Here is a 12,090-nt window from a genome sequence, read left to right on the forward strand (position 1 = left end):
GTCAGTTCTTCCTCGGATCAAAGGCATCCCGCACGGCTTCGCCCACGAACACCAGCAGGGTCAGCATCAGCGCCAGGCTGACGAAGGCTGAGATGCCCAGCCAGGGGGCATGCAGGTTGGACTTGCCCTGCGCGATCAGCTCGCCCAGCGATGGCGATCCCGGCGGCAGGCCGAAGCCCAGGAAATCCAGGGACGTGAGCCCGGTGATGGCGCCGGTCAGGATGAACGGCAGGAAGGTGAGGGTGGCCACCATGGCGTTGGGCAGGATATGGCGGAACATGATCTTGCGATTGCCCAGGCCCAGCGCACGGGCGGCCCGAACATACTCGAAGTTGCGGGCCCGCAGAAACTCGGCCCGTACCACATCCACCAGCCCCATCCAGCTGAACAGCAGCATGATGCCCAGCAGCCACCAGAAGTTGGGCTGCACGATGCTGGACAGGATAATCAGTAGGTACAGAGCCGGCAGGCCGGACCATATTTCGATGAAGCGTTGGCCCAACAGATCGATCTTGCCGCCGTAATAGCCCTGCACAGCGCCAACAGCAATGCCCACGATGCAGCTGAGGAAGGTGAGCACCAGCCCGAACAGTACCGAAATGCGGAAGCCATAGATCACCCGTGCGGCCACATCGCGACCCTGGTCGTCGGTACCCAGCCAGTTTTCCGCTGAAGGTGGTGCCGGTGAGGGCTCATCCAGGTCGAAGTTGATGGTGTCGTAGCTGAAGCGGATCGGCGGCCATACCATCCAGCCATTGGCCTGGATCTCATCGCGGATGAACGGGTCCCGGTAATCGGCCTCGGTGGGCAGGAAGCCGCCAAAGGTTTCTTCGGGAATGGTCTGGAACACCGGGACGTAGAGCTCGTCCTGGTACGACAACACCAGCGGGCGGTCGTTGGCGATCAGTTCAGCACCGAGGGAGAGTATGAACAACGCCAGGAATACCCATAAAGACCAGTAGCCTCGCCGGTTACGCTTGAAATTGGCGAGGCGGCGCTGTTGGATGGGGGTTAGATTGAAGCCTCTCACGTCACCCCTCCCGACTCTCGAAATCGATCCGCGGATCGACCAGCACGTAGGTGATGTCGCTGATCAGCTTCAGGATCAACCCCATCAGGGTGAATATGAACAGGGTTCCGAAGACCACCGGATAATCCCGGTTGAGCGCTGCCTCGAAGCCCAGCAATCCCAATCCGTCCAGGGAGAAGATTACCTCGATCAGCAGGGAGCCGGTGAAAAACAGGGACACCAGTACCCCGGGCAAGCTGGCGATGACAATCAGCATGGCGTTGCGGAAGACATGCCCGTAGAGTACCCGGCGTTCCTCGAGCCCCTTGGCCCGGGCAGTGACCACATACTGTTTGCCAATCTCATCCAGGAAGGAGTTCTTGGTCAGCAGCGTCAGGGTGGCGAAGCCGCCGATGACATTGGCGGTAACCGGCAGGGCCAGGTGCCAGAAGTAGTCACCGATTTTGTGGAGCCACCCGAACTCCTCCCAATTGGGCGACGTGAGGCCGCGCAGGGGGAAGATGTCGAAATAGGTCCCACCGGCGAACAGCACGATCAGCAGGAACGCAAACAGGAAGCCGGGAATGGCGTAGCCCACGACGATCAGCGAACTGGTCCAGACGTCAAAACGGGAACCGTCGGTGACCGCTTTCTTGATCCCCAGGGGAATGGAGATCAGGTAGATGATCAGGGTGGACCAGAGGCCAAGGGAGATCGAGACGGGCATCTTGTCGATGATCAGTTCGATGACCGACCGGTCCCGATAGAAGGAATCGCCGAAGTCGAAGGTGGCATAATCCCCCAGCATCTTCAGGAAGCGTTCGTGGGGCGGCTTGTCGAAGCCGTACATGGCTTCGAGCTCCTGCAGCAGTTCCGGTGGAATGCCCCGGGACCCACGGCTGTCGCCGCTGGCCGTCGTGACTTCAGCGCCGCCACCGCCGCCGGCGCGGGTGAGGGCGCTACCGCCGTGGCCCTCCATTTCCGCGATGAACTGCTCAATCGGCCCACCGGGCGCGGCCTGCACAATGATGAAGTTGAGCAGCATGATGCCGATCAGCGTGGGAATGATCAGCGCAAGGCGGCGAAGTATGTAGGCGCCCATGGCTTATTGCTCAACCCACCAGTTGTCCAGGTCGACCCCATCCTTGGGCGTGATGTCAGGACGCTTGAGTGACGAATGATAGGCAATGCGATCCTTGCTCAGGTGCCATTGGGGAATGGCGTAATGGCCATGGAGCAGTACACGGTCCAGGGCTCGCACCCGGTGGACCAGTGATTCCCGGTCGGGCGCCTGGATCACCAGCTCAACCAGCGCGTCCACCACAGGGTCGTTCACCCCCATGATGTTCCGTGAGCCCACGGCATCCACGTTATGGGAGGACCAGAAATCCCGTTGCTCGTTACCGGGGGAGTCGGATTGCGGGAACACCTGGGTAATGATGTCGAAGTCGAAGTTGCGTACCCGCTGGATGTACTGGGTGGTGTCCACCAGGCGAACCTCTACATCGATACCCAGCTTCTCCAGGTTGGTTTCGAAGGGGAGAACGACCCGTTCAAAGCTCTTTTGCGCCAGCAGGATTTCAAAGCTTAACGGCTCGCCGGTTCCCGCGTTCACCATCTTCCGGTCCCGGATTTCATAACCGGCTTCCTTGAGCAATTTAAACGCCGTGCGGAGGTTGGCCCGGAGGCTGGAGCGGCCATTGGTAGAGGGCGGGGTATAGACGGTGTCAAACACCTCGGGCGGTAACTGGTCGCGGAACTGCTCCAGTATGGCAAGCTCTTCGCCTTCCGGCAGGCCGCTGGAGGCCAATTCGCTGTTCTCGAAATAGCTGTCTGTTCGGGTGTACTGATCGAAAAACAGGTTGGTGTTCGCCCAACCGAAATCGAACGCGTAGGCCAGGGCCTTGCGGACCAGGCGGTCTGAGAACTGGGGCTTCCGGGTATTGAGGGCGAAGCCCTGCAGTCCTACCGGCCGGTGGTGGGTGATGGCCTCGGTAATGAGGATGCCGTTATCGAACTTGTCGCCGGTATAGGCGGTTGCCCAGTTCTTGGCGGAGGATTCCAGGCGGAAGTCGTAATTGCCGGCCTTGAATGCCTCCAGGGCTACGGTGTCGTCGGTGTAGTAATCGTAGTGGATACGGTCGAAGTTAAAACGGCCCTTGCGGACTGGAAGATCCTTGGCCCAATAATCTTCGACGCGATGGTAGGTGATGGAGCGCCCGGCGTCGTAATCCCCAATCCGGTAGGGCCCGCTGCCGACCGGTGGTGTCAGGCCATTCTTACCGAACTCCCGGTCCTGCCAGTAGTGTTTCGGAAGAATGGGCAACTGGCCGAGAATCAGCGGCAATTCACGATTCTCGGTTTCTCCGAAATCGAACCTGATCCGATGGGGGGTTTCCACGGTCACCTCGGATACATCGGCGTAATAGTTGCGGTAAAAGGGGTGGCCCTCGGTGGTAAGCAGGTTGAACGAGAAGGCCACATCGTCTGCTGTAATCGGCTCCCCATCGTGGAAACGGGCAGCTTCCCTCAGATTGAACACAACATAGCTGCGATCCTCAGGTGTTTCCAGGGATTCGGCAATCAGGCCATAAGCGCTGAAGGCCTCGTCAGCGGAAGAGGCCATCAGCGTGTCGTAGAGGTAAGTGTTGATGCCGGCCGCAGCGACGGCTCGAATCACGAAGGGGTTGAACGAATCAAACCCATTGGCCACAACCCCCAGTCGCAAGGTGCCGCCCTTGGGCGCATCCGGGTTTACGTATTCAAAATGCTCAAAGTCCGGGGGATAGGCCGGCTCGCCGTGCATGGCAATGCCGTGGCTGGGGGCGGCGGTGTTTGCTGCTAGCGTTGAAGGGAGCGCCAACAGGGCAGTCACCAGGAGAAACAGCGGATTGGCGGGTGAAAACGTCCTTTTCTTTACCATGGGTCTCGCACATTTGGGTTATTGTTGTCGGACTGAGCCGTAATCGTCCGAGCGGACGTGAGACGGGCGATTCCAACGCTGCGCTCGAACGAGGCTCTATCTGAGCTTAGTTGCTGTTGCGAATATCCACGTAGAGTACCAGACTTTGCCCCGGTTGCAGATAACGGGAGGTGTTCAGGTTGTTCCAGCTGGCGATGTCGCTCACGTCCACCGAGAAGCGGCTGGCAATGGTCCAGAGCGAGTCTCCGTTACGCACCCGGTAGCCGACGCGACGAACCATGTTGCCGCGATTGCTGGCGGTGGTGGCGGGTGAGGCGGTCTTCGACCAGACCACCAGCTTCTTGCCCGGGATCAAGGGATCGCCTGGCGCCATACCGTTCCAGGACGCGACCTGACGGACACTGACGCCATGATCGCGGGCAATGTCCCAGAAGGTATCGCCGCTTTGTACGATATGTTCCACCCGTTGCCCGTTACCACTGCGACCACCGCGGGACTGGGTTGCGGCCAATCGCTGACGCTGGCTGAGGGCGTAGGCGGATGATCCCTTGCTGGCGGTGGGTATCAGCAGGCGCTGGCCGGCGCGAATCAGATCTCCCCGCATGTTGTTGACCTCACGGATCACATCCGGGGTGGTGTTGAACTTGCGGGCAATGCGGATCAGGCTGTCGCCGGACTGGACCTGGTAGTTGTTCCAGGATACCCGTTGCTCCACTGGCAGTTCGGACAGCCCCTGGCGGAACTGTTCGGCGTTGCTGGCGGGCACCAGGAGCCGATGTGGGCCGGACGGGGTCGTCGCCCAGCGGTTGTAAGAGGGATTCAGCAGGTAGATCTCATCCATGGAGACACCCGCGAGGTTGGCGGCTTGGGCAAGATCGAGCTGAGACCCGGTCTCAACGATCTCGAAGTAGGGTTTGTCTTCCAGCGGTGGCAACGTGATGCCGTAGGCCGCGGGGTCTTGGTAGATCCGGGCGAGCGCCAGCAGTTTGGGAACGTAGTGCCGGGTTTCCCGGGGCAGGTCGAGAGACCAGTAATCGGTGGGTTTACCGGCATTCCGGTTGCGACGGATGGCCCGGGAAACGGTGCCGCCGCCACTGTTATACGCGGCAAGGGCCAGAGTGTAGTCGCCATCGAAGCGGTTCGCCAGCCGTTCCAGGTAGGTGAGCGCTGCATCGGTGGCGGCGACGATGTCGCGCCGTTCGTCATGCCACCAGCTCTGGGTCAATCCGAAGTACTTTCCAGTGGACGGGATGAACTGCCACAACCCTGACGCACGGCCATGGGAGTAGGCAAACGGATCGAAGGCGCTCTCCACTACGGGCAGCAACGCCAGTTCCGTGGGCAGCCCCCGGCGCTCCACTTCGCTGATGATGTAGTGCAGGTACCGGCTGCCGCGCTCGGAGACCCGGTCCAGGTAGCTGGGGTGGCTCCGGTACCAGGCCAGTTGTTGGGCCATACGGGGATTGTCCACCGACAGGTCCAGCTCGAAGCCGTTCCGAAGCCTTTGCCACAAATCGTGATCCGCGCCACCGTCTTCGACGTCGGGCGGAATGGCATCCAGCGAGGCGCGGGCCTGGGTGGCGGCCTCTTTAAGCGATGGATCGATGGCCTCATCAAGCTGGCCCCCGGTAAGGCTGTCGCTTCCCTCGCCGGATTCGATGGCCCGGACCAGCTCGTCATCACCGGCGGCTACCTGAAGGTGCTCGGATTCCAGTACGCCCTCGGAACCGGGCGATGGCTGATAAAGACTGCTGCAACCGCTGGTAAGGACGCTGGCGAACAGAAGGCAGGAAATACGTCGCGACATCATAAAGTAGTTGATCCAATGCTGGCCCGGCTCGTGTGGCCCCGAGCTGATTGCCTGTTTAGAGTGGGTTTGGGCGCCCCTGATTAATCCCTGGATCGCCTTTGAACGGCGCGCGCTGAAGGCTGCATCACGGTACTGGGGCCTGTGCCAGTGGCGGCAAACCGCGTCAGAGCACCGAGCCGCTCGGGCTACAGCCTTCAGAACGTGCAAAGGTGATTCAGGAATTAATCAGGGGCTCCTTATTATCAAAAGTGGCCTGAATTCTATGGGAACGGATTTTGGAGGGTCAAGAATCGTCTCGTTACGTGGCTGAGAGAAATTGTTAACGCTGGACCGCCGCCAGCGGCAGGGGGGTCAGAAATGGTCCTTGCCGTGGCGGATCGCCGCGAAGATGGCATCCTGATCACCTTCGGGCAGGCTCTGCCGCCGGGCGTAGTCGGTGGCGGCCGCAATCACGTCCTCGTCATCCCAGCGCAGGAAGGGGTTGAGTGAGCGTTCGCGGCCGAGAATGGCGGGAACGGTGGGCTCGTGGTTCGACCGGCGTTGCTTGCACTCAGCCTCAAAACTGGCCAGTTCGGCGTCGTTGGGTAGCAGGTGGCGGGCGTAGCGGAGATTGGCCAGGGTATATTCGTGGGCGCAGTACACCGCTGTGGTATCGGGTAGGGTGCGGAGTTGCTCCAGGGATGCGCGCATCTGGCCCGGGGTACCCTCGAAGAGCCGGCCGCAGCCACAGACAAACAGCGTGTCACCGCAGAACAGCACCGGGTGTCCATCCACCTCGGTGGCGCTGAAGTAGGCAATGTGGTCCAGGGTATGACCGGGCACTTCCATCACCGAAAAATCCAGCGCCCCCCAGTTGACCTGCTCTCCAGCGGCCACCTGCTCGGTACAGCCGCGGTAGGGTGAGGTCCGGGGGCCCACGATGCGCACCCGAGGCCAGGCCTTGGCCAGGCTGGCGATTCCGCCGACATGGTCCGGGTGGTGGTGGGTGACGAGGATCGTATCGAGCTCCAGCCCCTCTTGTTCCAGGCGTGCCAGCACCGGTTCGGCCTGCCCTGGGTCGACCACCAGCGCCTTGCCGTTTCCGCTGTCCGAAAGGCACCAGATGTAGTTGTCGTTGAAGGCCGGGATGGGGTGGATGTGCAGCATAGTGACTCGCATAGGACCGGAAGGGTGTGCCTGTTATGATAGAGCAATCAGGAACCCGGCCCAACCCAGGCATTGCCCTGGACGAAGGGCCAGCATTGGACAGAATGCCATGAAACCGGGCCCGCTCAGCTATCAGGATCGCTATCGCAGTTTTGAACAGTGGTTTCAGACCAACCTTGGTCGCGCACTCATTGCCGATCAGCGAAAGTGCGTCGAGCGCGTACTGGCGGACGTATTGCCTGGGGCCCGCCAGTTGCAGGTGGGTATCAGCCATCGCTTGCCGCTTGCGTCGACCAGCGACTTTACCCACAAGGTGATTTCCACGCCGGAATGGTGCCCGGATTTGCCGCCCGGGGTGGTGGTCTGCGATGGTGATGAGTTGCCGTTTCCGTCCGAGTCCATGGACCTGGTCATCCTGCACCACACCGCTGACTTTTCGGCTTATCCGCACCAGGTAGTGCGGGAGGCGTCACGCATCCTCCGGGGTGGCGGTCAGATGTTAACCATTGGCTTCAATCCCCTCAGCCTGTGGGGCATGAGGAAGTGGCTAAGCCGAAGTACCAGCGGGCCCTGGGGTGGGCGCTTCCTGTTTCGGTCGCGGCTGGAAGACTGGCTCAACCTTTTGGATTTCGAGCTGGACCGGTCGGGCACCTATTTCATGCGGTTTCCGGTACAAAATCAGAAACTGCTTGAACAGTTTGAGCGGTTGGAGCGCCTGGGAGGGCATCGATTCCTGCCGATTGGCGGCTATTACTGTATCCTTGCCACCAAACGGATTGGCGCAATGATTAAAACCCGACCGCTGTGGCGTAGGGACAATGTGGTTACCTTACCAGGGTCGGGGGCAATCGGCGCCTCCAGGGGATATATAAGGATCAGTGGGAACAGCGATGGCAAATAAGGTAGTGATGTACACCGATGGCGCCTGCAAGGGTAATCCAGGGCCCGGTGGTTGGGGCGTGGTGGTGCGCTACGGGGATGCAATGAAAACCCTGCATGGTGGCGAACGGAACACCACCAACAACCGGATGGAACTGATGGCCGCCATCCAGGGGCTCAAGATGCTCAAGCGGTCCTGCCCGGTAGAGTTGTACACCGACTCCCAATACGTGCGCAAAGGCATCACCGAGTGGCTGGCTGGGTGGAAAAAGAACGGCTGGAAAACCGCCGCCCGCAAACCGGTCAAGAACGACGACCTCTGGAAGGCGTTGGATGCGGAAGTGGCCAGGCACCAGGTCAACTGGCACTGGGTCAAGGGCCACGCCGGCATCCCGGACAACGAGCTGGCGGATGAGCTGGCCAATCGCGGTGTGGAAGAGCTGGCATCGGCCTGATGTCACTCAACAGACTATCGAAATAACCTGACGGGGCAGTGTACGGAAAAGTTTATGCGGCAGATTGTACTGGATACCGAAACCACGGGTATTGATCCCAACGCGGGTCACCGAATCATCGAGATTGGTTGTGTTGAGTTGATGGAACGCCAGCTCACTGGCCGGCATTACCACGTTTACATCAATCCCGAGCGGGAGGTCGACGCCGAGGCAATCACCGTACACGGGATCACCAACGAGTTTCTGGCGGACAAGCCCCTGTTCCGGGACATAGCCGACGAGTTCTTTGAATTCATCAAGGGCGCAGAGCTGGTGATCCACAACGCGGCGTTTGACGTCGGCTTCATGGATGCCGAATTCGCCCGTCTGAAACCGGTGCGCAAGACGGCGGATCACTGCGGCATAGTCGATTCCCTGGCCATCGCACGGGAAAAGCATCCGGGACAGAAGAACAACCTGGACGCCCTGTGCAAACGCTATGGTGTCGACAACAGTAACCGGGAATTGCATGGGGCCTTGCTGGACGCCGAGATCCTGGCCGATGTCTACCTGCTGCTGACCGGCGGACAAACCGCGCTCTCGCTGGACGAGAGTGAGGGGGGGAGCAGCAAGGCCGGGGACATTCGTCGTCTGCCGGCGTCCCGTCCCCGCCTGGCGGTCATACCGGCCGACGAGGGGGAAATCGAGGCCCACGACGAACTAATGGGGGTGATTGAAAAGGCGGCCGGCGAAACCTTGTGGAGCAAACTGCAGGGTTGAGTGAGATCCGGGCAGCGCGTTGGCTGGCGCGGTGCGGGTGAGAACTGGATCAGAATGTACTTATTGTTACATTTAGGGTTTCTTGAGGTGCTTGAGTTTTGTGATATAAGTAATGGTTAGTTCGCCAGTTTTTCAAGGACTGCAGACTCTTGCCCGCTCACGGTTAACGGAAAACCTGACCAGACTATAACAAGAGGAAGCGGTTAGCCCCGCACACGGAACAGGAAGCGTTTATGGTTCAGTCGTCATTAGCGACGAAGTCACAGTCGTTTGACCTGGTCAAAAGTGAAATTGAGCAGACCATCAGGCAATCCGAAACCAGTCTGGAACGCTTTCAGGAAAACCGTGAGAGTGGTGAAGACCTGCAGAACTGTGTCGACTTCCTGAACCAGCTCCGTGGTATCTTCGTGCTGGTTGAACTGCGTGGTGGTTCGCTGCTGTGCCAGGAGGCGGTTTCGCTCGCCAATGATGTGCCGGTGGGCGCCAACGACGACAAGAATGTGCTGCTTACCTCCCTGAACAGTGCCTTGTTCATCCTTCGTCGCTATGTCGAGTACTACCACCAGCAACGGGAAGATCACCCGGAGTTACTGCTTCCCGTCATCAACGAGTTGAGGGAAGCCCGACGGGAAAAGCCCTATCCGGAATCCTGCTTCTTCGATCTGGACGTCAAACACCGCCCGGATTTTTGTGCGGCCATGCCTGTAGAGCCGTTTGAGGGTGACGAGCGTGAGTTTGAGATCATGGCCCGGCGGATGCGGCTTACCCTGCAGGTGGCTCTGTTGGGCATCCTGCGCAACCGCAACGAGGTGGTCAGCAAGAAGCTGATCAGCCGTGCCGCCAAAGGGTTCGTCAGACTGTGCGCTGGTGAGCCCATGGCCCAGATGTGGTGCCTGGTCGCTACGGTAGCGGACACCATGCTCGATCGTGCCATGGGTTTCAGCAAGGCCCGTAAACGTCTGCTGATGCGCATCGAGCGCTACTCCCGGGAGATCGTATACGTCGGCAAGGTGGCTGCGGGCAAGCAGGCGCCGGACTCACTCTTTAAAGAGCTCATTTACCTTTTGTATCGCAGTGGCTCGGGAAATCCGGAGGTTTCCAGCATTCTGGCGGCCTTCAAACTCAGCCCCGCGGATTACTCCGACTCGATGTTCGAGGCCCATAGCAAGCGCCTGTACGGCCCGGGCAAAGATGTACTGCAGTCACTCTCTACCGCCCTGCAGGAAGAGCTGAATCAACTGAAGGACAAGCTGGATATTATCGAGCGGGGCATTGAACCGGATCTCGCCGAATTGGCCGGTATCGCCGGTACCCTTGAGCGTTTGGGCAACACCCTGGTAATGCTCGATCTCAAAAAACTCGCTGGCGCTGCCCGCGTGGAGGCGGGCAAACTTCGTCAGTGGGAGCAGGACTCCCGACTTCCCGGGGAAGATGAGCTCTATGGTCTGGCGGATTCCGTGCTGGCCATCGAAGGCGCCATCATTCAGATGGTGCAGCATGGCATCACCTCTGAAACCGACGCCCTGGCTCAGGCGCAAAGCACCCGTGAAGAGTCGCTCTATCTGAAAGAGGCGTTCTACGTAGTCGCCGATGAGGCCCGCAGTGCCCTGACGCTGGCCAAGCGCGCCATTACCGCTTTTGTTGAATCGAACTACGACAAACTGCACCTGGCCAACTTGCCAGCCACGCTGCACAGCATATGGGGCGGGCTGGAGCTGGTAGAAGACACCAAGGCAGCGGGAGTCCTCAACCGGGTGGCCGCGTCTATCCAGCACAACCTGCTGGATGAGAAGGAGGCGCCTTCCAGTCAGGTGCTGGAAGCGCTGGCCGATGCGCTCACGTCACTGGAATACTACATTGAGGGTGTCGGTAACCGGGACGACCGCAACCCGGACCTGCTGAAGCTGGCTGAATCCTCGCTGGATGATGTAGGGTTGTAAGGCCCATGTCCTACCCGGCTGCCATCATCGTTCTGGCTGTCTTTGGCGGCCTGCTGGTGTTGGCGGGGCTGGCTTTCTTTGTCCGTCCACGCTGGGTGCTGGGCTGGCTCAAGGGTATGCTCGTTCTTGCTTTGCTGGGCGCAGGGGGGTATTCCCTGGTTCTCGCCGCTGGCATGAGCCAATACCAGACTCTGTCGGGCATGCAGGTTGTGGCGACCGTTGAGGTCCACAGGCTGGCCCCGCAATCCTGGAACGTCACCATTCAGCACAATGACTCCCTTCCCGAAACCCACACGCTTGCCGGTGACCAGTGGCAGGTTGACGCTCGCATCGTTCTATTTGGCGGCCCCATGCGTTGGCTGGGTGTGGCGCCAGGTTATCGACTGGAGCGGCTGAGCGGCCGCTATCTCTCGCTGGAGCAGGAGCGCAGTGCCGACCGTACCGTGATTGGGCTGGCCGGGGGGCGGTGGCCTGATATTTGGGCCTGGGACCAGTCGGTCGATCTACCGTTCGTCGAAGGGGTTTACGGTAACGCGACGTTCATGCCGATGCGGGATCGCGCCCGGTTCGACATCAGGCTGTCGTCCAGCGGATTGGTTGCGATGGCGGCGAACGAGCAGGCGAGGGAAGCGATTAGGAGGTGGGGGGGAGGCTAGTCCGGAAAACCAGTGCAGCGACGGGTTTTCCGGAGCCTGGCGACTGAGGCGTTAGCCCATGGAGAACAGCTCGCCCAGCTTGGTGGCGAGCATCATGTCGCCCTCGGCGCGCAGTTGTCCAGCCATGAACGCCTGCATACCGTCGGTTTCTCCGGAAACAATGCCCTTCAGGGTGTCGGAGTTCATGATCAGGGTAACGGAAGGATCGTCGTTAGCACCCTCGACCAGCTTGCATGTGCCGTCGTTGATCACCAAGTGATAGGTGCCGGCATCTTCGATGTCGAACTGGAAGACCAGATCCAGGCCAGCGGCTGCGTCTGCGTTGAAGTTCTGTTCGAGTTTTTCAAATACCTGAGCTACAGACATTATTTTACCCTTATGATTTTGGCTTGCGCTTGATTGTGACTCTTTACGGATTGCCGTTCTGCTGAATCAAGATCCCGCGACGCAGGCGATCCGCTGTAGCCATTCGACTTTAGGGGGAGGGCTTGGGTGCTGTCAAGCTCGATCGAA

At 59.9% G+C, this 12,090-nt stretch carries 11 protein-coding genes; 5 read left to right on the top strand and 6 right to left on the bottom strand.

Translation table 11 applies throughout. The annotated features are described in order from the left end of the window. Position 1: 1 nt before the first annotated feature. From R3175_RS02840 to gloB, 5 genes are all read right to left on the bottom strand, one after another. Positions 2–1,030 carry an ABC transporter permease gene (locus tag R3175_RS02840; protein WP_318942282.1) on the bottom strand — a complete coding sequence of 343 codons (1,029 nt, stop codon included), beginning with the start codon at positions 1,028–1,030 and terminating at the stop codon, positions 2–4. Position 1,031: 1 nt separating this feature from the next. Beyond that, positions 1,032–2,111 carry a microcin C ABC transporter permease YejB gene (locus R3175_RS02845; RefSeq protein WP_318942284.1) on the bottom strand — a complete coding sequence of 360 codons (1,080 nt, stop codon included), beginning with the start codon at positions 2,109–2,111 and terminating at the stop codon, positions 1,032–1,034. Positions 2,112–2,114: 3 nt separating this feature from the next. Then, entirely contained in the window at positions 2,115–3,932 is a 1,818-nt protein-coding gene (locus tag R3175_RS02850) for an extracellular solute-binding protein (protein ID WP_413231711.1), read from the bottom strand. Positions 3,933–4,038: 106 nt separating this feature from the next. Then, positions 4,039–5,742: a LysM peptidoglycan-binding domain-containing protein gene (locus R3175_RS02855; protein WP_318942285.1), complete on the bottom strand. Its 1,704-nt coding sequence runs from the start codon at positions 5,740–5,742 to the stop codon at positions 4,039–4,041. Between the two features lie 351 nt (positions 5,743–6,093). Continuing rightward, positions 6,094–6,888: a hydroxyacylglutathione hydrolase gene (gene gloB / locus R3175_RS02860; RefSeq protein WP_318942286.1), complete on the bottom strand. Its 795-nt coding sequence runs from the start codon at positions 6,886–6,888 to the stop codon at positions 6,094–6,096. Between the two features lie 109 nt (positions 6,889–6,997). Between gloB and R3175_RS02865 the strand changes: the two genes are divergently transcribed. The 5 genes from R3175_RS02865 (at position 6,998) to R3175_RS02885 (ending at position 11,577) form a co-directional block, all read left to right on the top strand. Next, positions 6,998–7,789, top strand: a complete 792-nt coding sequence (locus R3175_RS02865; protein ID WP_318942287.1) for a class I SAM-dependent methyltransferase — start codon at positions 6,998–7,000, stop codon at positions 7,787–7,789. Beyond that, positions 7,779–8,222 carry a ribonuclease HI gene (gene rnhA, locus R3175_RS02870; protein WP_318942289.1) on the top strand — a complete coding sequence of 148 codons (444 nt, stop codon included), beginning with the start codon at positions 7,779–7,781 and terminating at the stop codon, positions 8,220–8,222. The genes R3175_RS02865 and rnhA overlap by 11 nt, the downstream gene beginning before the upstream one ends. Positions 8,223–8,276: 54 nt before the next feature. After that, complete coding sequence (gene dnaQ / locus R3175_RS02875) at positions 8,277–8,981, top strand: DNA polymerase III subunit epsilon (protein WP_318942291.1); 705 nt, start codon at positions 8,277–8,279, stop codon at positions 8,979–8,981. A 233-nt stretch (positions 8,982–9,214) separates the two neighbouring features. Further along, positions 9,215–10,921, top strand: a complete 1,707-nt coding sequence (locus R3175_RS02880) for a chemotaxis protein (protein ID WP_318942292.1) — start codon at positions 9,215–9,217, stop codon at positions 10,919–10,921. Positions 10,922–10,926: 5 nt separating this feature from the next. Continuing rightward, on the top strand, positions 10,927–11,577 hold the full coding sequence (locus R3175_RS02885) for a multidrug transporter (RefSeq protein ID WP_318942293.1): 651 nt from the start codon (positions 10,927–10,929) through the stop codon (positions 11,575–11,577). A 51-nt stretch (positions 11,578–11,628) separates the two neighbouring features. Here the strand turns inward: R3175_RS02885 and R3175_RS02890 are convergent, their stop codons facing one another. Next, a complete protein-coding gene (locus R3175_RS02890) occupies positions 11,629–11,943 on the bottom strand; it encodes an SCP2 sterol-binding domain-containing protein (protein WP_318942295.1) in 315 nt (104 codons plus the stop codon). Positions 11,944–12,090: the final 147 nt, after the last annotated feature.

Source organism: Marinobacter sp. (assembly GCF_033722735.1).
Classification (GTDB): domain Bacteria; phylum Pseudomonadota; class Gammaproteobacteria; order Pseudomonadales; family Oleiphilaceae; genus Marinobacter.

Coding starts and splice junctions, on each gene's coding strand:
- rnhA (WP_318942289.1), top strand. CDS start 7,779: ATGGCAAATAAGGTAGTGATGTACACCGATGGCGCCTGCAAGGGTAAT.
- R3175_RS02865 (WP_318942287.1), top strand. CDS start 6,998: ATGAAACCGGGCCCGCTCAGCTATCAGGATCGCTATCGCAGTTTTGAA.
- R3175_RS02845 (WP_318942284.1), bottom strand. CDS start 2,111: ATGGGCGCCTACATACTTCGCCGCCTTGCGCTGATCATTCCCACGCTG.
- R3175_RS02850 (WP_413231711.1), bottom strand. CDS start 3,932: ATGGTAAAGAAAAGGACGTTTTCACCCGCCAATCCGCTGTTTCTCCTG.
- gloB (WP_318942286.1), bottom strand. CDS start 6,888: ATGCTGCACATCCACCCCATCCCGGCCTTCAACGACAACTACATCTGG.
- R3175_RS02880 (WP_318942292.1), top strand. CDS start 9,215: ATGGTTCAGTCGTCATTAGCGACGAAGTCACAGTCGTTTGACCTGGTC.
- R3175_RS02890 (WP_318942295.1), bottom strand. CDS start 11,943: ATGTCTGTAGCTCAGGTATTTGAAAAACTCGAACAGAACTTCAACGCA.
- dnaQ (WP_318942291.1), top strand. CDS start 8,277: ATGCGGCAGATTGTACTGGATACCGAAACCACGGGTATTGATCCCAAC.
- R3175_RS02885 (WP_318942293.1), top strand. CDS start 10,927: ATGTCCTACCCGGCTGCCATCATCGTTCTGGCTGTCTTTGGCGGCCTG.
- R3175_RS02855 (WP_318942285.1), bottom strand. CDS start 5,742: ATGATGTCGCGACGTATTTCCTGCCTTCTGTTCGCCAGCGTCCTTACC.